Annotated in this window: 18 protein-coding genes; 12 read left to right on the forward strand and 6 right to left on the reverse strand. The window is 61.3% G+C overall.

Going from position 1 to position 19,113, the window contains the following annotated elements; all coding sequences use genetic code 11:
* Positions 1–72 precede the first annotated feature (72 nt).
* The 7 genes from GQX66_RS13370 (at position 73) to GQX66_RS13400 (ending at position 8,442) form a co-directional block, all read left to right on the forward strand.
* Positions 73–1,431: a glutamine synthetase family protein gene (locus GQX66_RS13370; RefSeq protein ID WP_011336448.1), complete on the forward strand. Its 1,359-nt coding sequence runs from the start codon at positions 73–75 to the stop codon at positions 1,429–1,431.
* A gap of 56 nt (positions 1,432–1,487) precedes the next feature.
* Positions 1,488–2,852: an aspartate aminotransferase family protein gene (locus GQX66_RS13375; RefSeq protein ID WP_011336447.1), complete on the forward strand. Its 1,365-nt coding sequence runs from the start codon at positions 1,488–1,490 to the stop codon at positions 2,850–2,852.
* Between the two features lie 172 nt (positions 2,853–3,024).
* Entirely contained in the window at positions 3,025–4,137 is a 1,113-nt protein-coding gene (locus tag GQX66_RS13380; RefSeq protein ID WP_085746731.1) for a polyamine ABC transporter substrate-binding protein, read from the forward strand.
* A 187-nt stretch (positions 4,138–4,324) separates the two neighbouring features.
* The gene (locus GQX66_RS13385; protein ID WP_276613479.1) at positions 4,325–5,422 is read left to right on the forward strand and encodes a polyamine ABC transporter substrate-binding protein; all 1,098 of its coding nucleotides are present in this window, start codon (positions 4,325–4,327) and stop codon (positions 5,420–5,422) included.
* A gap of 73 nt (positions 5,423–5,495) precedes the next feature.
* Positions 5,496–6,638, forward strand: coding sequence for a polyamine ABC transporter ATP-binding protein (gene potA, locus GQX66_RS13390; RefSeq protein ID WP_007953506.1), 1,143 nt, complete (start codon positions 5,496–5,498; stop codon positions 6,636–6,638).
* 35 nt (positions 6,639–6,673) lie between these two features.
* Positions 6,674–7,555: an ABC transporter permease subunit gene (locus tag GQX66_RS13395; protein ID WP_170844921.1), complete on the forward strand. Its 882-nt coding sequence runs from the start codon at positions 6,674–6,676 to the stop codon at positions 7,553–7,555.
* Positions 7,552–8,442, forward strand: a complete 891-nt coding sequence (locus GQX66_RS13400; RefSeq protein ID WP_007953503.1) for an ABC transporter permease subunit — start codon at positions 7,552–7,554, stop codon at positions 8,440–8,442. Before GQX66_RS13395 ends, GQX66_RS13400 begins: the two co-directional genes overlap by 4 nt.
* Before the next feature lie 59 nt (positions 8,443–8,501).
* On the opposite strand, the gene GQX66_RS13405 is transcribed toward GQX66_RS13400, so the two are convergent.
* Positions 8,502–9,143, reverse strand: coding sequence for an HD domain-containing protein (locus GQX66_RS13405; RefSeq protein WP_039765393.1), 642 nt, complete (start codon positions 9,141–9,143; stop codon positions 8,502–8,504).
* 190 nt (positions 9,144–9,333) lie between these two features.
* Here GQX66_RS13405 and GQX66_RS13410 point away from each other — a divergent pair, with 190 nt between their 5' ends.
* Positions 9,334–10,299: a GlxA family transcriptional regulator gene (locus tag GQX66_RS13410; RefSeq protein WP_236188271.1), complete on the forward strand. Its 966-nt coding sequence runs from the start codon at positions 9,334–9,336 to the stop codon at positions 10,297–10,299.
* Positions 10,300–10,508: 209 nt separating this feature from the next.
* Here GQX66_RS13410 and GQX66_RS13415 read toward each other — a convergent pair whose 3' ends face one another.
* Entirely contained in the window at positions 10,509–12,920 is a 2,412-nt protein-coding gene (locus tag GQX66_RS13415; RefSeq protein WP_240869660.1) for a penicillin acylase family protein, read from the reverse strand.
* A gap of 103 nt (positions 12,921–13,023) precedes the next feature.
* On the reverse strand, positions 13,024–13,602 hold the full coding sequence (locus GQX66_RS13420; RefSeq protein ID WP_240869663.1) for a DUF6436 domain-containing protein: 579 nt from the start codon (positions 13,600–13,602) through the stop codon (positions 13,024–13,026).
* Between the two features lie 97 nt (positions 13,603–13,699).
* On the opposite strand from GQX66_RS13420, the gene GQX66_RS13425 reads away from it, so the two are divergent.
* A complete protein-coding gene (locus GQX66_RS13425; RefSeq protein ID WP_115079581.1) occupies positions 13,700–14,650 on the forward strand; it encodes an alpha/beta hydrolase in 951 nt (316 codons plus the stop codon).
* Position 14,651: 1 nt separating this feature from the next.
* Here the strand turns inward: GQX66_RS13425 and GQX66_RS13430 are convergent, their stop codons facing one another.
* A complete protein-coding gene (locus GQX66_RS13430; protein ID WP_039765403.1) occupies positions 14,652–15,404 on the reverse strand; it encodes a DUF2059 domain-containing protein in 753 nt (250 codons plus the stop codon).
* 108 nt (positions 15,405–15,512) lie between these two features.
* Here GQX66_RS13430 and GQX66_RS13435 point away from each other — a divergent pair, with 108 nt between their 5' ends.
* Both GQX66_RS13435 and GQX66_RS13440 read left to right on the forward strand, forming a co-directional pair.
* Positions 15,513–16,145 carry a 2OG-Fe(II) oxygenase gene (locus GQX66_RS13435; RefSeq protein WP_085746727.1) on the forward strand — a complete coding sequence of 211 codons (633 nt, stop codon included), beginning with the start codon at positions 15,513–15,515 and terminating at the stop codon, positions 16,143–16,145.
* Between the two features lies 1 nt (position 16,146).
* Entirely contained in the window at positions 16,147–16,632 is a 486-nt protein-coding gene (locus tag GQX66_RS13440; protein ID WP_240869665.1) for a DUF523 domain-containing protein, read from the forward strand.
* 11 nt (positions 16,633–16,643) lie between these two features.
* On the opposite strand, the gene GQX66_RS13445 is transcribed toward GQX66_RS13440, so the two are convergent.
* A complete protein-coding gene (locus GQX66_RS13445) occupies positions 16,644–17,222 on the reverse strand; it encodes a transporter substrate-binding domain-containing protein (protein ID WP_085647003.1) in 579 nt (192 codons plus the stop codon).
* A gap of 132 nt (positions 17,223–17,354) precedes the next feature.
* Here GQX66_RS13445 and GQX66_RS13450 point away from each other — a divergent pair, with 132 nt between their 5' ends.
* A complete protein-coding gene (locus GQX66_RS13450; RefSeq protein ID WP_085647002.1) occupies positions 17,355–17,780 on the forward strand; it encodes a DUF4399 domain-containing protein in 426 nt (141 codons plus the stop codon).
* Positions 17,781–17,841: 61 nt separating this feature from the next.
* On the opposite strand, the gene serA is transcribed toward GQX66_RS13450, so the two are convergent.
* Positions 17,842–19,071, reverse strand: coding sequence for a phosphoglycerate dehydrogenase (gene serA / locus GQX66_RS13455; RefSeq protein WP_007953487.1), 1,230 nt, complete (start codon positions 19,069–19,071; stop codon positions 17,842–17,844).
* Positions 19,072–19,113 lie beyond the last annotated feature (42 nt).

Consider the following 19,113-nt stretch of genomic DNA (forward strand, 5'->3'; position numbering starts at 1 on the left):
GCCCTTTAACGCGACGCCTGGTGCGTCAAACATTGCCTGACATCTGTCAGGAGACTCAGCCCAGAGGCATTTATGAGTAACAACCTCGACCAGCTCACCGATTGGTTGAAAGACCACAAGATCACAGAAGTCGAATGCATGATCGGCGACTTGACCGGCATCACCCGGGGCAAGATCTCGCCGACCAACAAGTTCATCGCCGAAAAAGGCATGCGCCTGCCAGAGAGCGTTCTGTTGCAGACCGTGACCGGCGACTACGTCGAAGACGACATCTATTACGAACTGCTCGACCCGGCCGACATCGACATGATCTGCCGTCCCGACCAGAACGCCGTGTACCTGGTGCCATGGGCCATCGAGCCGACCGCCCAGGTGATCCACGACACCTACGACAAGCAAGGCAACCCGATCGAGCTGTCGCCGCGCAACGTCCTCAAGAAAGTCCTGAAACTCTATGCCGACAAGGGCTGGCAGCCGATCGTTGCGCCGGAAATGGAGTTCTACCTGACCAAGCGCAGCGACGACCCTGACTATCCGTTGCAGCCGCCAGTTGGCCGTTCCGGGCGTCCGGAGATCGGTCGCCAGTCGTTCTCCATCGAAGCGGCGAACGAATTCGATCCGCTGTTCGAAGACGTCTACGACTGGTGCGAATTGCAGGAGCTGGACCTCGACACGCTGATCCATGAGGACGGCACGGCGCAGATGGAAATCAACTTCCGTCACGGCGATGCCCTGTCCCTGGCCGACCAGATTCTGGTGTTCAAACGCACCATGCGCGAGGCCGCCCTCAAGCACAACGTGGCCGCGACCTTCATGGCCAAGCCGATGACCGGCGAGCCGGGCAGTGCGATGCACCTGCACCAGAGCATCATCGACATCGAGACTGGCAAGAACGTGTTCTCCAATGACGACGGGACCATGAGCCAGCTGTTCCTGCACCACATCGGTGGCCTGCAGAAACTGATCCCGGAATTGCTGCCGCTATTCGCACCGAACGTCAACTCGTTCCGCCGCTTCCTGCCGGACACCTCGGCACCGGTGAACGTTGAGTGGGGCGAAGAAAACCGCACCGTGGGCCTGCGCGTCCCGGATGCCGGCCCGCAGAACCGCCGGGTGGAAAACCGCCTGCCGGGCGCCGACGCCAACCCGTACCTGGCGATTGCCGCGAGCCTGCTCTGCGGCTACATCGGCATGGTCGAAGGGATCAACCCGAGCGCGCCGGTCGTGGGCCGTGGTTACGAGCGCCGCAACCTGCGCCTGCCGCTGACCATCGAGGACGCCCTGGAGCGCATGGAAAACAGCGCGACCATCGAGAAATACCTGGGCAAGACCTTCATCACCGGCTACGTCGCGGTGAAGCGGGCCGAGCATGAAAACTTCAAGCGCGTGATCAGTTCCTGGGAGCGTGAGTACCTGCTCTTCGCCGTCTGATACGCCGGGCGCGGTGGCCAGCCGCCGCGCCTTCACCGATAACAAGGAGAATTGGCATGACCAGCAACAACCCGCAAACCCGTGAGTGGCAAGCCCTCAGCAGCGATCACCACCTGGCCCCGTTCAGCGACTTCAAGCAGCTGAAAGAAAAGGGTCCACGGATCATCACCAACGCCAAGGGCGTGTACCTGTGGGACAGCGAGGGCAACAAGATCCTCGACGGCATGGCGGGTCTGTGGTGTGTGGCGATCGGTTATGGACGCGATGAGCTGGCGGATGCTGCCGCCAAACAGATGCGCGAACTGCCTTACTACAACCTGTTCTTCCAGACCGCGCACCCGCCGGCGCTGGAACTGGCCAAGGCCATCGCCGACGTGGCGCCAGAAGGCATGAACCACGTGTTCTTCACCGGCTCCGGTTCCGAAGGCAACGACACCATGCTGCGCATGGTTCGCCACTACTGGGCGATCAAGGGCCAGCCGAACAAGAAAGTCATCATCAGCCGCAAGAACGGCTACCACGGTTCCACCGTGGCCGGCGCAAGCCTGGGCGGCATGACCTACATGCACGAACAGGGCGACCTGCCGATTCCGGGCATCGTCCACATCGCCCAGCCGTACTGGTTCGCCGAAGGCGGCGACATGACCCCGGAAGAGTTCGGGATCTGGGCGGCCAATCAGCTGGAAGAAAAGATTCTGGAAGTCGGCGTGGACAACGTCGGTGCCTTTATTGCCGAGCCGATCCAGGGCGCCGGCGGCGTGATCATTCCGCCAGACACCTACTGGCCGCGCATCAAGGAAATCCTCGCCAAGTACGACATCCTGTTCGTGGCCGATGAAGTGATCTGCGGTTTCGGCCGTACCGGCCAGTGGTTCGGCAGCGATTTCTACGACCTCAAGCCACACATGATGACCATCGCCAAAGGCCTGACGTCCGGCTACATCCCGATGGGTGGCCTGATCGTGCGCGACGAAGTGGTGGCGGTGCTCAACGAGGGCGGCGATTTCAACCACGGCTTCACCTACTCCGGTCACCCAGTGGCGGCGGCGGTGGGGCTGGAAAACATCCGGATTCTGCGCGAAGAAAAAATCATCGAACGCGCCCATGAAGAAACGGCACCGTATTTGCAGAAACGTCTGCGCGAACTGAACGATCACCCGTTGGTGGGTGAAGTGCGCGGAGTCGGTCTGCTGGGGGCCATCGAGCTGGTGCAGGACAAGGCCACTCGCAAGCGTTACGAAGGCAAGGGTGTGGGCATGATCTGCCGCCAGTTCTGCTTCGACAACGGGCTGATCATGCGTGCCGTGGGCGACACCATGATCATCGCGCCGCCGCTGGTGATCAGCAAGGCGGAGATCGACGAGCTGGTGACAAAGGCACGCAAGTGCCTGGACCTGACCCTGAGTGCGTTGCAGGGCTAAGTGCTAGGCTCTGAGCGATGGAGCTGTTGCGCTGTCGCTCGGAGCTGTCAGAAAGGCTGGTCTTTTCTTGAAAGACCGCCTCGGATCTTGCCAGACTAGCCGCGGTTCCAGTTGTCCGGGTTCGGCCGCTGAACAAAGTGGTTCAAAAAAGAAAAATTTGGAGCATTAACGCATGAAGGCATTAGGCAAAAAGCTCGCTGGCAAGACTCTGCTCGCCATGTCCCTGATGGGCGTGATGGCGGGTGCGGTTCAGGCGGACGACAAGGTGTTGCACGTTTACAACTGGTCCGACTACATCGCGCCGGACACGGTTGCCAATTTCGAAAAAGAGACGGGCATCAAGGTCGTCTATGACGTTTTCGACAGCAACGAAACCCTGGAAGCCAAGCTGCTGGCCGGCAAATCCGGTTACGACATCGTGGTGCCTTCCAACAACTTCCTGGCCAAGCAGATCAAGGCCGGCGTTTATCAGGAACTGGACAAGTCCAAGCTGACGAACTGGAAGAACCTCGACGAAGACCTGCTCAAGGCCGTTGGCGACGCCAGCGACCCGGGCAACAAGCACGCGTTCCCGTACATGTGGGGTTCGATCGGCATCGGCTACAACCCGGCCAAGGTCAAGGCTGCACTGGGCATCGACAAGATCGATTCCTGGGACATCGTGTTCAAGCCTGAAAACATCGAGAAGCTGAAAAGCTGCGGTGTGAGCTTCCTCGACGCGCCGACCGAAATGATTCCCGCGGCTCTGCACTATCTGGGCAAGCCCACCAACAGCAAGGACAAGGCTGACCTGAAAGCCGCCGAAGACCTGTTCCTCAAGATCCGTCCTTCGGTGGCTTACTTCCACTCCTCGAAGTACATCTCGGACCTGGCCAACGGCAACATCTGCGTGGCGGTCGGCTACTCGGGTGACCTGGAACAATCCAAGACCCGCGCCAAGGAAGCCGGTGACAAGGTCAAACTGGCCTACACCATTCCGAAAGAAGGTGCCGGTACTTTCTACGACATGGTCGCCATTCCCAAGGATGCCGAAAACGTCGAAGCCGCCTACAAGTTCATGAACTACCTGCTCGAGCCGAAAGTGATGGCCGAAATCACCAACGCCGTGCGTTTCCCGAACGGCAACAAGGCGGCCACCGCCCTGGTGGACAAGGAAATCACCAGCGATCCGAGCATCTACCCTTCGGCTGAAGTGAAGAAGCAGCTCTATGCGATCAGCGATCTGGACGCACCTACCCTGCGCCTGATCACTCGCAGCTGGACCAAGATCAAATCCGGTAAATAAGCCGGTTTGAAGCAGTCACCGCTGGCCGTCGCCTTCATCTGGGCGGTCAGTGGTGCAATTAAATGACAGAAAGTTTTGCTGGAACGGTTTTTCGAAGGTAAGTTGCGCGCCGGTTTTGTTGCCGGGCAACCGTGACTGTCATGCAGCACGGGGCAACTTGGGCCCAACTAAATTAGAGGACCTCCACTTGCCTATTTTTTCTTCTTTGCGCAATGCCCTGCTGGCCGCTGCCGGCCTGACGTTCGCTGTCGGTGCCCAAGCCGCCGGTACTGTGCATATTTATAACTGGTCGGATTACATCGGCGAGACCACTCTGGCCGATTTCCAGAAAGAAACCGGGATCAAACCGGTCTACGACGTGTTCGATTCCAACGAAACCCTGGAAGGCAAACTGCTCGCCGGGCGTACCGGTTACGACGTGGTCGTGCCGTCGAACCACTTCCTCGGCAAGCAGATCAAGGCGGGCGCGTTCCAGAAGCTCGACAAGGCGCAACTGCCGAACTATTCCAACCTCGATCCGGTGCTGCTCAAGCGCCTGGAACAGAACGATCCGGGCAACCTGTACGCGGTGCCGTACCTGTGGGGCACCAACGGCATCGGCTACAACGTCGATAAAGTGAAGGCCGTGCTCGGCGTCGACAAGATCGATTCCTGGAGCGTGCTGTTCGAGCCGGAGAACATCAAGAAGCTGCACAGCTGCGGCGTGGCGTTCCTCGATTCGGCCGATGAAATGATGCCGACCGTGCTCAACTACATGGGCCTGAACGCCAACAGCACCAATCCCAAGGATTACGAGAGGGCCACGGCCAAGTTGCTGGCGGTGCGTCCTTACGTGACCTACTTCCATTCCTCGAAATACATCGGCGATCTGGCCAACGGCGACATCTGCGTGGCCATCGGTTTCTCCGGCGACATCTTCCAGGCCAAGAATCGCGCCGAAGAAGCCAAGAAGGGCGTGAACATCGCCTACTCGATCCCGAAAGAGGGCGGCGCGCTGTGGTTCGACATGCTGGCGATTCCGAAGGATTCGGCCAACGTCAAAGAGGCCCACGCCTTCATCAACTATTTGCTGAAACCTGAGGTGATCGCCCAGGTCAGTGATTACGTCGGTTACGCCAACCCCAACCCGGGTTCGGACAAGCTGATGGAGCAGTCCATCCGCACCGACGAGTCGGTTTATCCACCGCAGGCCGTGCTCGACAAGACCTATGTGTCGATCGAGTTGCCGCCGAACATTCAGCGTTTGATGACCCGCAGCTGGACCAAGGTCAAGTCGGGTAAATAGCTTCAACGTACAAACTATCCTGGGTTCGTCTTGCGTGGGCGAACTGCACTCTTTTTTTCTGGGAGTTTTGTAAATGGCAGTTGCCTCCGGCGCCTATAAGAAAGCCCTCGAGGGCGACCAGACACCGAAACAGGTGCTGGTCAAAATCGACCGGGTCACGAAGAAGTTCGACGAGACGGTTGCCGTGGACGATGTGTCCCTGGAAATCAAGAAGGGCGAGATCTTCGCCCTGCTCGGCGGTTCGGGATCGGGCAAATCCACTCTGTTGCGGATGCTGGCAGGGTTTGAACGGCCCACGGAGGGGCGCATTTTCCTCGACGGCGTCGACATCACCGACATGCCGCCGTACGAGCGACCGATCAACATGATGTTCCAGTCCTACGCCCTGTTCCCGCACATGACCGTGGCGCAGAACATCGCGTTCGGCCTGCAACAGGACAAGATTCCCAAGGCCGAGATCGACGCCCGTGTGGCCGAGATGCTCAAGCTGGTGCAGATGAGCCAGTACGCCAAGCGCAAGCCGCACCAATTGTCCGGCGGCCAGCGTCAGCGTGTGGCGCTGGCGCGTTCTCTGGCCAAGCGGCCGAAGCTGTTGCTGCTCGACGAGCCGATGGGCGCACTGGACAAGAAACTGCGTTCGCAGATGCAGCTCGAGCTGGTTGAGATCATCGAGCGCGTAGGCGTGACCTGCGTGATGGTGACCCACGACCAGGAAGAGGCCATGACCATGGCCGAGCGCATCGCGATCATGCACCTGGGCTGGATCGCCCAGATCGGCAGCCCGATCGACATCTACGAAACCCCGACCAGCCGTCTGGTCTGCGAATTCATCGGCAACGTGAACATCTTCGAAGGCGAAGTGATCGACGACGCCGAAGGCCACGCGACCATCACCTGCAAGGACCTCGACCGGCAGATCTACGTCGGCCACGGCATCAGCACCTCGGTGCAGGACAAGTCCGTGACCTACGCGATCCGTCCGGAAAAACTGCTGGTCACCGCCGACCAGCCGACCTGCGAATACAACTGGTCGAGCGGCAAGGTGCATGACATCGCCTACCTCGGCGGTCACTCGGTGTTCTACGTCGAATTGCCGAGCGGCAAGCTGGTGCAGTCGTTCGTGGCCAACGCCGAACGCCGTGGCGCACGTCCGACCTGGGGCGATCAGGTTTACGTGTGGTGGGAAGACGACAGCGGCGTGGTACTTCGCTCATGAACATGCGCAAATTCAAACGCCGGCTCAATCGAATAATTCCCGGTGGCCGCCAGTTGGTCATCGGGGTTCCGTTCATCTGGCTGTTCCTGTTCTTCATGCTGCCGTTCTTCATCGTTTTGAAGATCAGCTTCGCCGAAGCGGACGTGGCCATCCCGCCGTACACCGAGATCTACACCTACGCCGAGCAGAAGCTGCAACTGCTGCTGAACCTGGGCAACTACGCAATGCTCGGCGACGACGAACTGTACATCGCCGCCTACCTCGGCTCGCTGAAGATGGCGTTTTTCAGCACGCTGCTGTGCCTGTTGATCGGTTACCCGATGGCCTACGCCATCGCCAGCGCCCGCAAAGAGCTGCAAACGGTGCTGGTGCTGCTGATCATGATGCCGACCTGGACCGCGATCCTGATCCGCGTCTATGCCTGGATGGGCATCCTCAGCAACAACGGCCTGCTCAACGGTTTCCTGATGAGCATGGGCTTGATCGACGAGCCGCTGCAGATCCTCAACACCAACCTGGCGGTGTACATCGGCGTCGTCTACTCGTACCTGCCGTTCATGATTCTGCCGCTGTACGCCAACCTGGTGAAGCACGACACCAGCCTGCTGGAGGCCGCTTCCGACCTGGGTTCGAGCACCTTCAACAGCTTCTGGAAAATCACCGTGCCGCTGTCCAAGAACGGCATTATCGCCGGCTGCATGCTGGTGTTCATCCCGGTGGTGGGCGAGTTCGTGATCCCGGAACTGCTGGGCGGTCCGGAAACCCTGATGATCGGTAAAGTGCTCTGGCAAGAGTTCTTCAACAACCGTGACTGGCCGGTGGCGTCCGCCCTGGCGGTCGTGATGCTGGCGATCCTGATCGTGCCGATCATCCTGTTCAACCGCAGTCAGGCCAAGGAAATGGAGGGTAAAGAATGAAGCGCTTCCGTTTCTCCAGCCTGATGCTGGTGCTCGGCCTGTTGTTCATCTATCTGCCGATGCTGATTCTGGTGATCTACTCGTTCAACGCCTCGAAACTGGTAACGGTGTGGGGCGGCTGGTCGGTGAAGTGGTACGTCGGCCTGCTCGACAACTCGCAACTGATGGGCTCGGTGGTGCGCTCGCTGGAAATCGCCTGCTACACCGCGATTGCCGCCGTGGCGCTGGGTACGCTGGCAGCCTTCGTGCTGACCCGCATCACCCGTTTCAAGGGCCGCACGCTGTTCGGCGGCCTGGTGACCGCGCCGCTGGTCATGCCTGAGGTGATTACCGGTCTGTCACTGTTGCTGCTGTTCGTGGCGATGGCGCAGATGATCGGCTGGCCGCAGGAGCGGGGCATCGTCACCATCTGGATCGCTCACACCACGTTCTGCGCGGCGTATGTGGCGGTCGTGGTGTCGGCGCGTCTGCGCGAGCTGGACCTGTCGATCGAAGAAGCGGCGATGGACCTCGGCGCGCGTCCGTGGAAGGTGTTCTTCCTGATCACCATCCCGATGATCGCGCCGTCGCTGGCAGCGGGCGGCATGATGTCGTTCGCGCTGTCGCTGGACGACCTGGTATTGGCGAGCTTCGTCTCCGGCCCGGGTTCGACGACCCTGCCGATGGAAGTGTTCTCGGCGGTGCGTCTGGGCGTGAAGCCTGAGATCAACGCCGTGGCCAGTCTGATTCTGCTGGCGGTGTCGCTGGTGACCTTCCTGGTCTGGTTCTTCAGCCGCCGTGCCGAAGAAGCTCGCAAGAAAGCGATTCAGCAGGCCATCGAAGAAGGCGCTGCGGATTCGTGGAAGCAACCGGACGTGCGCCGGGCGCCGACGCCGGAAGCGGCGTAAGCCTCCCGGTACAAAAAAACCTCGCGACCGATAACGGTCGCGAGGTTTTTTTATGCCCGTCAGGAAACCCAGGGCGACTGGCGAATCACTTCGACGAAGTTCATCGGCTTGAATCCCGGCGCTTGATCCTTCAACACATCGGTCTTCACATTGCCGAACGTCGTCTGCGGGCGATGACGCAAGCCATCGGCGAACGCGCAGATGATGCACTCCTTGAAACCTTCGCCCCGTGGATGCGCATGCACCACCGCCTCGCGCTGCACCGTGGTGAACGCCGCGTAGTCCATGCCCAGCACGTCCATCTCGACGCCTGCGGTCACCAGCGCCACGGTCGGGCGCAGATGCTTCGGCACCCCCGGCGTGGTGTGCAGGGCGATCGACAACCAGACCTGCTCGATGTCGTCATCGCTCAACCCGTACGGCTTGAGAAACGCGGCGGCTGCGTTGGCGCCATCGACTTCGAAGCGCTCGTCATCGCTGCGGTGACCTTCGACCAGACCCAGGTCGTGGAACATCGCGCCGACGTACAGCAGTTCCGGATCGTAGGCCAGTTGCTGGCGCTCACCGCTCAAGGCGCCGAACAGAAATACCCGGCGCGAGTGGTGGTAAAGCAGGTCGGATTCGATGTCGCGGATGTACTCGGTGGTGGCCCGGGCGAGGGCGCTGTCGGGGATCCGGATACCGGCGATGGTCGTGGTCATGTTGAGCTTCCTCGTCGAAAACGCCGTCGCGGCGCTGATGGGGAAAGTCTGTTCCCGGGGGCAAAACCGGACAATCGATCCATGGCTGCGATCCTTGCCATTCCACCTGCAAATCGTGCCAGCTCGCTTCTGCGGCGAGGATTGGCTAGGGTTGGCGCTGATCCGCCATTCCCCGGGAGCCGACATCGCCATGAACAGAACCGTCGCCATCGTGGTGTTCCCCGGCGTGCAGGCGCTGGACGTCAGCGGGCCGATGGATGTGTTCGCCGAGGCCAACCGCTTCCTGGCGCCGGAGGATCATTACCGGCTCGACGTGATCGGTGTCGAGCGCGGGTCGATGGCGTGTTCCAACGGGCTGACCCTGAGTGCGCATCGGCATTTCAGCGAAGCGTTGCAGGTTTACGATTTGCTGCTGGTGGCGGGTGGGCCGCAGTTGCCGTTCCTGGATTTCGGCGAGGCGTTCGATGTCTGGCTGCGCGAGGCCTGTGGACGGGCGCGGCGATTCGGCTCGATCTGCAACGGCGCGTTCATGCTCGCCCGTGCAGGATTGCTGGACGGGCGTACGGTCACCACCCACTGGAACGACGCCGAGGCGCTGGCGCAGTTGTGCCCGTCGAGCCGGGTCGAGGCTGATCGGTTGTATGTCGAGGACGGCCAGCTCTACACCTCGGCGGGGGTGACGGCGGGGATCGATCTGTCGCTGTACCTGCTGGCGCGAGATCACGGGGCCGAGGTGGCGCTGAGCGTGGCCAAGCGGCTGGTGGTGTTCACCCAGCGCTCGGGCGGGCAGTCGCAGTTCAGCCCGTTCCTTACGCCTCATGCCGAACCGACGTCAGCGGTGGCGATGGTGCAGCTGTATGTGCTGGCCAATCTCACGGGCGACCTGACCATCGCCGATCTGGCGAACGCGGCGAACATGAGTGCGCGAAATTTCTCTCGGGTGTTTGCCCGCGAAGCGAAGGTCACCCCGGCGGAATTCGTCGAGCGGGCGCGGGTGGATGCGGCGCGGGTGATGCTTGAAAGCACCACGGCGCCGCTGAAGACCGTGGCCTATCAGTGCGGGTTTCGCGATGCGCAACACATGCGCAGCGTGTTCAACCGGCGGCTGGGGGTGACGCCGCAGCAGTTTCGGTTGAATTTTGCGGCGATGCTTTGAGCCGAGGTTGGCTTGAGACCGCTACCCCCTCACCCCAGCCCTCTCCCCGAGGGAGAGGGGGCCGATTGGGGGATATTGGAGAGATACGCCGACCTGAACGATCTGCTGTGAATCCATAATCGACTCCGATCTTTCAGGTCGATGTATGACGCAAGACACCTCGGTTGGCTCCCTCTCCCTCGGGGAGAGGGCTGGGGTGAGGGCGGCTTTTATGGCTCAGCCCGCTTTGGCAGCAGCTTCAGCGTACTCCGCGTATTCGCCGTCACCTCTTCCTCACTGAAATGCGCCTGCACATACATCCCGTCCACATACGCTTCCGCCTGATCGTCATAGTGACTGTCGAACGGCACGCCGCTCTGGCCGACCGGGTTGATGGTCAGGCTGTGAGCCGGGTCGGCGAAGTCCACCAGCCGACGGGTCGACGGGCCGTAGGTCACCGGCCACGGCGCGGGGCCGATCTTCGCCGAGAGGTTGTTCGGCACTTCATGTGAGCCCGGTGCGGCGAACGGACCGACGTTGAAAATGCGGTCCAGCGGTTTCTGCTGACCCAGCGGATGACCATGGGTGAGCGTGTGCGCCTTGCCCCATTGCCAGCCGGAAGCGTCGTCGCCGAGGGTCGACTTCAGGTGCGCCATGCTCGCTTGCCACGCGGCGCGCACGGTGTCGACGCGGGTCTCCTTGTTCGGCGTGCTGCGGTTGTCCCACCACGGTGAATCAGCATTCGCCGCGAGCCTAGGAAGGGCTGCATCGATCACTCGGGTCGACAGCAGGGTTTCGAAGAAATCATTGCCCAGCTCATCGCGCATTGTCGCGTAGGCGAGGTCGTAGAGGAACTGGTTGAACACCGTCGCACTGACCGAATCCAGCGGATAGTCGCCTTGCCATTGGGCCAATTGTTCGATCAGCTTCTGCTCGGCGGGATTGCCCGCCACTTCACGCAGTACCGGCAGCAACGGCGCCAGCAGACGCGGGCCATAACCGGTGGTGGTGCCCAGTTGCAGTTTCTGGTTGGCCTCGTTGTCCCACTTCACGCTCTTGTCGGCGAGCTGGCGGTTGAGCTGCTGGCCACGGTCGGCGAGGTTGTAGTAACCGGGAATCTCCATGCCGGTCGGCGACACGGGCTGGAAGTTGGCCGAGACGATATAGCCCCGCGCCGGGTTCTCCTCCTGCGGGTTGGCGCTGAACGGGAAGTAGCCGTCCTTGTCCGCCTGATTGCTGTTGCCGTCGAGAATGAAGCCAGGCTTCACCCCGGCCGGCCGCTTGGGCAATAGCGCCGAGGCCCACCAGGCGATATCGCCCTTGGCGTTGGCATAAACGATGTTCAGCCCCGGCGCCTGCACCTTGGCGGCTGCGGCACGAGCCTTGGCCAAGGTGTCGGCGCGGTTAAGCTGGTAGAAACCTTCGAGGATCGGGTTCGGTGTTTCGAGGAACGCCCACCACATCGCAATCGGAGTTTTCCCTGCGGCTGTACCGAGGGCGTCGTTGACGATCGGCCCGTGGGGCGACTGGCGCAGGGTTATGGTCACCGGCGTCTGGCCTTTCACGGCGATCTGCTGCTCGGTCTTGACCATGTCGGTCCACTGGCCGCGATACCAGACCTGATCCGGGTTGTCCGGATTGACCTTCTCGGCGATCAGGTCCAGATCATCGTTCTGAAACATGGTCAGGCTCCAGCCGAAATCCAGGTTGTGGCCGAGAAACGCAAACGGCACCAGCGCCTGATGATGGCCGTAGAGTTCAAAACCCGGCGCCGACAGCTGCGCCTCGTACCACACCGACGGCACCGAAAAACGAATGTGCGGATCGCCCGCCAGCAACGGCTTGGTGCTCTTGCTGTGGCTGCCGGCGATCACCCAGGCGTTGCTGCCTTCGAACTGCGGCAGACCGTTGTCGATCAATGCCTGTTCGCTGACGCGGGCGAGGGTGTTCAGGTCTTTCCAGTCTTCGGCGGCGAGGGCCGGTGCGCTGCTGGCGTGACCTTTGGCGAGCACGCCCTTGGGCTGCCAGTCGAGGTCGAAGACGTTGAGGTAATCGGCGCCCAGTTGATCGCGCACGTAGGTCAGCAACGGTTCGGTGCGAAACGCGGCGGCAAAGCTGTAGGCCATGTAGCCGGCGACGCTGATGCTGTCCTCGGCGGTGAACGGCCGCTTGGGGATGCCCAGCACGTCGAACTCGACAGGGGCGGCGTGCGAGTCCTGATATTGATTGATGCCGTCCAGATAGGCTTGCAGGGCCTTCCACGCCGGTGACTGCTTGTCGAGGCCGGCCACGTAACTGGCGGCCCGCTCGCGGATGCGCAGGCTGCGGAACAGCTTGTCGGTGTCGAGCAGTTTCGGCCCGAGCACTTCGGCCAGTTCGCCCCGGGCCAGACGGCGCATGGCTTCCATCTGAAACAGGCGATCCTGGGCGTGCACATATCCGAGGGCGCGGTAGAGGTCGGTCTCGTTTTCGGCACGGATGTGCGGCACACCGCGCTCGTCATAACGCACGGTCACCGAGCCTTGCAGGTTGCGCAACTCCACCTGGCCCTGACGCGTCGGTTGCTTGCTGTAGACATACCACCCGCCGGCGGCGAGCAGGACAACGATGAGCAAGGCAAGAACGGTGAAGACGCGTTTCATGGTGACTCCTTGTGCATTCGGGGTTGCCGCCCGTGCGGGCTGCAAACAATTAGCACACGCCTCGTGTGCTGCGCATCGCCGTCCTTGAAATGTCCGGAATGCCTTACTTCGTCTCGGCCGGCCACGGGCAGTAACAACCGACCGCCAGCGTATGAGTCGCATTGACCGGACGATCATCACTCAAGGCTTGCAGGATCGGTTCGATAAAACTGTTGCTGGAGTTGCACGTCAGGCCTTCGCTGTAGGGGCCGAAGTACGCCAGTCTGCCGCTGCGGTCCCAGATCGCCACGGCCGGGCTGGCGGGAATCTGTTCGGAGCCGGGCAGGACCGTGATGGTTTTGAGATTGCTGAGGGTGGCGGGCAACTGGCCGTGGCTGCCGGCCTTCTGCACCGCGAATAATTCCACGCCCTTGGGGCCGAACTGTTCGACCATCTCGCTCAGGTGCTGTTGATTGCCGACGTTGCACGGGCAGGCGGGATCCCAGAAGTGCACCAGACGGATATTGCCGGGGCCGGCGAGGTCGTCGGGCAGGCGCAACGGGTCGCCGGAAAACACAGCGGTGTGTTCGCTGAACGCCCGCAAGTAGCGGCCCTGAAACCAGTCGTACGCGGCCCACAGCACGCCGGCACACACGATGGCGAGCAGGCTGGCAAACAGTGCGGTGCGGTAGGGCGAACGCATGGTTTTCGATCCTCAGAGGCGCGCTAGCTTGCCATGCTTGCCGCGACAGATGAATATCGCAGGCCGATAAAGTCCGTTTACCGTTCTGGAATTGCCCATGTCTGTTGCCTTCGATCCCGATCATCTGCGTGCGAGCCTCAAGCCTTTGGCCGAGTGGCAGCCGTTGTCCGAGGAGGCGAAGGCGTATCAGCGGTTCTACAAGACTGACTTTCCGGAGCGCGATGTCTGGCGTGGGATGGGCCGGTTCGACATCGATGGCTATCAACTGGTCAGTCATTGCTGGTGGCCGGCAGAAACCGCCAGGGCCACGCTGTTCCTGGTGCACGGTTTTTATGATCACACCGGTCTTTACCGGCATGTGATCGAGTGGGCGCTGGATCAGGGCTTCGCGGTGATTGCCTGCGATCTGCCGGGGCATGGTCTGTCCAGCGGCGAGCGGGCGAGCATCCGCGACTTCTCCGAGTATCAGGATGCGCTGCAAGGCCTGTTCGCCGAGGCGCGCTCGATTGCCCTGCCGCAGCCGTGGCACTTGTGCGGGCAAAGCACCGGCGGGGCGATCATTGTCGATCACGTGCTCAATCATGGTGAAAACAGCCCGGCGCAGGGGCAGTTGATTCTGCTGGCGCCGTTGGTGCGTCCGCGTGCCTGGGGCTGGTCGCAGTTCAGTTATTACCTGCTGCGGCCCTTTGTCAGGGGCATCGCCCGACGTTTCAGCGAGAACTCCAACGATCCGGATTTCCTGCCGTTCCTGCAGGCCGATCCGTTGCAGCCCAAACGCTTGCCGACTGCCTGGGTCGGGGCGTTGTCACGCTGGATCAACCGGGTCGAATACGCGAAGAAAAGTCCACGCCGGCCACTGATCGTTCAGGGCCAGGCGGACATGACCGTGGACTGGCAGCACAACCTGCAAGTGATGAAGTGGAAGTTCGACCGGCCGCAGATTCTGTTGCTGGCCGAGGCGCGGCATCACCTGGCCAACGAGACGGCGGAAATGCGCGAGGAGTATTTCGAGTTCCTGAGCAAGCGGATCAAGGGCCGCAACCCCTAGATCACTGACTGAGGTTCGAGGTGCTCTGGCCGACGGCCAGCCCGGCGCGAATCGCGGCCAGCGCGGCCTGATAGTAGGCTTTGCCTTCGGTGGATTCGGCAAAGGTCGCGAACTCTTCCAGTTCTTCATCCGACAGGTCGCGATAGACGTACAGCAGCGTGTTGTTCAGGTCGGCGCCGATCTGATCCATCAGGCGCTGGCGTTGACCGTTCAACATGCCTTGGGCCTGACCGCCGCCGAGCAGGCCGGGGATCATCGAGCTCAGGCTGTCCGCCGCCACGCCGGCAATCGCCAGGCTGACTTCGGCACCGGCTTCACGGGCGGGCAGGGCCTGGGCGAGGTGGCCGATGATCAGCAGGCGACTGTCGCTGGCCGGCATCTTCGGCAGGCCCTTGGCGTTCTTTGCCAATTGATCGCGACGGGTCGCCAGCAGTTCGGCGGCGACGATCTTCTTGCCCAGCGGTGACTGAAAGAACGACAGGGCCGGTTTCGGATCGGCGAGGTTCTTGCGCAGCTGCGCTTCGGCGCGTTGATCCACGGCCTGAGGGGCGAAGCGCTGGTTGCTGTTGTTCACCAGCGCCTGAAACACCGCCGGCGGCAGGCTGTTCTGGTAACGCTGCTGCGCGGCACTCAGGGCGTCGTTGAAATGCGCGCGTTGTTCTGGCCAGCCGGCGACCTTATACAACTGGTCGTGGCCGTCCGCCCAGGCGGGCAAAACGCAGAACATCAACAGTGAAAAAAGCAAACGGCGCATAAGGACTCCTGTCGGCAGCCGACTATTCTCCGTGCGGTGCCAGTACTTGTCGAGAATTCGTATCAAGCCGCCGCGTGGCTCTGTCGGATTTCTTGCCGCAGGCATACTATGCGCGCCATGCAAATATCCTCTGATCACCCGCTGCTGTTACGTATCGTCGACGACCTGGCCGAGCGCGGCTGGTCGCAGCAGAACATTTTCCTGCCTGCGGATTTGACCCGCGCACTGGCGGCCGAGTGCCGCAAACGTGACGCCGAAGGTGAACTGGCGCCGGCGGGGGTCGGACGTGGCCCGTTTTCGGAGATCCGCGAGGGGATTCGTGGCGACCATATTCAGTGGATCGACCCCGGTCAGGCCGAGGCCAGTGACCGCTACCTGAACCTGATGGACAGCTTGCGCGAAGCGCTCAACCGGGGCCTGTTCCTCGGGCTTGAAGACTTCGAGTGCCACTTCGCCCTGTACCCGCCGGGTGCGTTCTACCGCAAGCACGTCGACCGTTTCCGCGACGATGACCGGCGCATGGTCTCGGCGGTGATCTACCTCAATGACGGCTGGCTGCCGGAGGATGGCGGGCAACTGCGCATGTACCTGGAGAATGAGCGTGTTCACGACGTACAGCCTACAGGCGGGTGTCTGGTGGTGTTTCTCTCCGGCGAAGTCCCTCATGAAGTGTTGCCGGCCAATCGCGAGCGGCTGTCGCTGACAGGCTGGTTCCGCCGCCGTGGCAACGAGCCGTTCTGAGATGCACAGGATTCTTGTGAGCCGCTGCCTGCTTGGCCATCGCGTGCGTTATGACGGTGGAGCCAGCGGGCCGTTCGATCTGCTGGAGCAGTGGATCAGCGAAGGCCGGGTAGTGCCGCTGTGCCCGGAAGTCGCCGGTGGTTTGCCGACGCCACGGGCAGCGGCAGAGATTCCGGGCGGGCAGGGCAGCGAAGTGCTGGACGGACTCGCCTCGGTGATCACCACCGAGGGCGAAGACGTCAGTGCGCAGTTTCTGGATGGTGCGCGGCAGGCGCTGGCGCTTGTGCAGAAGCACGGGATTCGGGTGGCGGTGCTCAAGGCCAACAGCCCTTCGTGCGGGAATCTGTTGACCTATGACGGGACGTTCAGTGGGGTGAAGGTGAGTGGCGAGGGCGTTACCGCCGCGTTGCTGAAGCGCCATGGGGTGCAGGTCTTCAGCGAACTCGAACTGCCGCAAGCCGCACAGGCCCTCAGCTTGCTCGACTAGTCACGTTCACTTCAGTTTTCCGTAGCCTGCACACTCAACCACTTCTTCGACAACGCCTCCAGCCGCCCATCCGCCCTGATCCGCTGCAAGGCATTTTCCAGACTCGCGTGAAACGCCGGGTTGCCCTTCTGAAACGGAATCGCCAGATCCACCGGCGGCCCGACCTTCGGTTTCTCCTCGGTCAGCGTCTGCACCAGCACCATCGGCCGAGGTTGCTCGTCCTTTTTCGCCAGCAACTGCGCATTGACCTGCGTGTAAGGCTCGCTCACGTCGAAACGATCCTTGAGCTCGGGTGTCAGTGCTATGTGGTTGAGCGCGACGTCGTACTTGCCGCTTTCAACGCCCTGGAGCAGATCGGCTTCGTCAGTGACGATGAAGTCGGCGCGCACATCCAGTTCGTTGGCCAGCAGTTGCCCAAGCTCGACCTCGAACCCCGTGAGCGTGTCGCCGTCCTTGAAATTGAAGGGCGGTGTATTAGCCTCAAGGGCTATGCGCAACTCGCCACGGTCGTAGACGTCATCAATCAGTTCGGCGTGAGCCAGAGGGCTCAGAAGGGGAAGCAGGCAGATCAGGCCAGGCAGAAAACGCATGGTCACTCCTTTGAAATCGATATCGGCCTGTTTTCCAGGCTCGCTTTGCTATGGTTGTCGAGTGCCTTCGACAACGAATGGTCATGAAGTTGTCATGACCGTGCGGATTTTACGGAAAAACTGGAGAAGAAAATGAAAAGCTTTATGTCACGTGCAGCGTTGGCCGGTGTGCTGATGGGTGTTTCGGTACTGGCCAGTGCGGCCACACCGGCACCGAAGGGCGCCGAAGTGTTCATCGTTTCTCCCGAGGACGGAGCCACGGTTTCGCAGACCTTCACGGTCAAGTTCGGTGTAAAGGACATCGCGCTGGCACCGGCCGGTGATGTCACCAAGAACACCGGTCATCACCATCTGCTGATCGATGCCAAGGAAATCGTTCCGGCCGGCTCCGTCGTGCCGACCGACGCCAACCACATGCACTTCGGCAAGGCGCAGACCCAGGCCGACATCAAGCTCGCGCCGGGCAAGCACACCCTGCAGCTGGAGCTGGGTGACAGCGGCCACATGGCGTTCGATCCACCGATCGTGTCGAAGAAGATCACCGTCAACGTCGAATGACGTTTTCGCGTGCATGAAAAAGGGAGCCCGAAGGCTCCCTTTTTTGTCGCTCAGCGTCGGATCAGAACAACACGCGGCTACGGATGGTGCCGTTGACGTGTTGCAGCTTCTCTTGCGCCAGCTCCGAGTACTCGGCGTCGACGTCGATCACCACGTAGCCGACCTTCTCGTTGGTCTGCAGGAACTGACCGGAGATGTTGATGCCGTTTTCGGCGAAGACCTTGTTGATCTCGCTCATCACACCCGGGATGTTCTCGTGGATGTGCAGCAGGCGGTGCTTGCCAGGGTGAGCCGGCAGGGCCACTTCCGGGAAGTTCACCGACGATACCGAAGTACCGTTGTCGCTGTACTTGACCAGTTTTTCTGCCACTTCCAGACCGATGTTGGCCTGCGCTTCAGCGGTGGAACCGCCGATGTGCGGGGTCAGGATCACGTTATCCAGGCCACGCAGCGGGCTTTCGAACTCCTCGTCGTTGGAGCGCGGCTCGACCGGGAACACGTCGATGGCGGCGCCGATCAGGTGCTTGTCCTTGATCGCAGCAGCCAGGTGATCCAGCTCGACCACGGTGCCGCGTGCAGCGTTGATCAGGATGCCGCCCTTCTTGATGGCGCGGATTTCCTTCTCGCCGATCATCCACTGGGTCGCAGCGGTTTCCGGAACGTGCAGGGTGACGATGTCGGACATGCCCAGCAGCTCGTGCAGGTTGCCGACTTGGGTGGCATTACCCAGTGGCAGCTTGGTCACGGTGTCGTAGAAGAACACCTGCATGCCCAGACCTTCAGCCAGGACCGACAGCTGAGTACCGATGGAGCCGTAGCCGACGATGCCCAGTTTCTTGCCACGGATCTCGAAAGAGTTGGCTGCGGACTTGATCCAGCCGCCACGGTGGCAGGAAGCGTTTTTCTCAGGGATGCCGCGCAGCAGCAGGATCGCTTCGGCCAGCACCAGCTCGGCCACGGAGCGGGTATTGGAGTACGGCGCGTTGAACACGGCGATGCCGCGCTCGCGGGCCGCTTCCAGGTCAACCTGGTTGGTGCCGATGCAGAAACAGCCGACCGCGACCAGCTTCTTCGCGTGATCGAAGATCTCTTCGGTCAGCTGGGTGCGCGAACGAATGCCGATGAAGTGAGCGTCAGCGATCTTTTCCTTGAGCTGGGCTTCCGGCAGGGAGCCTGTCAGGTATTCGATGCTGGTGTAGCCCGCCGCCTTGAGGACGTCGACAGCCGATTGGTGGACGCCTTCGAGAAGAAGGAACTTGATCTTGCTCTTATCGAGAGAAGTCTTGCTCATCTGCGTAAACCTGTATCCCGGAGAAAAATGGCAGGAAATGGT

It is taken from the genome of Pseudomonas sp. B707, from assembly GCF_022496685.1.
Lineage (GTDB): Bacteria > Pseudomonadota > Gammaproteobacteria > Pseudomonadales > Pseudomonadaceae > Aquipseudomonas > Aquipseudomonas paraglycinae.

Coding starts and splice junctions, on each gene's coding strand:
- GQX66_RS13370 (WP_011336448.1), top strand. CDS start 73: ATGAGTAACAACCTCGACCAGCTCACCGATTGGTTGAAAGACCACAAG.
- GQX66_RS13375 (WP_011336447.1), top strand. CDS start 1,488: ATGACCAGCAACAACCCGCAAACCCGTGAGTGGCAAGCCCTCAGCAGC.
- GQX66_RS13380 (WP_085746731.1), top strand. CDS start 3,025: ATGAAGGCATTAGGCAAAAAGCTCGCTGGCAAGACTCTGCTCGCCATG.
- potA (WP_007953506.1), top strand. CDS start 5,496: ATGGCAGTTGCCTCCGGCGCCTATAAGAAAGCCCTCGAGGGCGACCAG.
- GQX66_RS13400 (WP_007953503.1), top strand. CDS start 7,552: ATGAAGCGCTTCCGTTTCTCCAGCCTGATGCTGGTGCTCGGCCTGTTG.
- GQX66_RS13405 (WP_039765393.1), bottom strand. CDS start 9,143: ATGACCACGACCATCGCCGGTATCCGGATCCCCGACAGCGCCCTCGCC.
- GQX66_RS13410 (WP_236188271.1), top strand. CDS start 9,334: ATGAACAGAACCGTCGCCATCGTGGTGTTCCCCGGCGTGCAGGCGCTG.
- GQX66_RS13415 (WP_240869660.1), bottom strand. CDS start 12,920: ATGAAACGCGTCTTCACCGTTCTTGCCTTGCTCATCGTTGTCCTGCTC.
- GQX66_RS13420 (WP_240869663.1), bottom strand. CDS start 13,602: ATGCGTTCGCCCTACCGCACCGCACTGTTTGCCAGCCTGCTCGCCATC.
- GQX66_RS13425 (WP_115079581.1), top strand. CDS start 13,700: ATGTCTGTTGCCTTCGATCCCGATCATCTGCGTGCGAGCCTCAAGCCT.
- GQX66_RS13430 (WP_039765403.1), bottom strand. CDS start 15,404: ATGCGCCGTTTGCTTTTTTCACTGTTGATGTTCTGCGTTTTGCCCGCC.
- GQX66_RS13435 (WP_085746727.1), top strand. CDS start 15,513: ATGCGCGCCATGCAAATATCCTCTGATCACCCGCTGCTGTTACGTATC.
- GQX66_RS13440 (WP_240869665.1), top strand. CDS start 16,147: ATGCACAGGATTCTTGTGAGCCGCTGCCTGCTTGGCCATCGCGTGCGT.
- GQX66_RS13445 (WP_085647003.1), bottom strand. CDS start 17,222: ATGCGTTTTCTGCCTGGCCTGATCTGCCTGCTTCCCCTTCTGAGCCCT.
- GQX66_RS13450 (WP_085647002.1), top strand. CDS start 17,355: ATGAAAAGCTTTATGTCACGTGCAGCGTTGGCCGGTGTGCTGATGGGT.
- serA (WP_007953487.1), bottom strand. CDS start 19,071: ATGAGCAAGACTTCTCTCGATAAGAGCAAGATCAAGTTCCTTCTTCTC.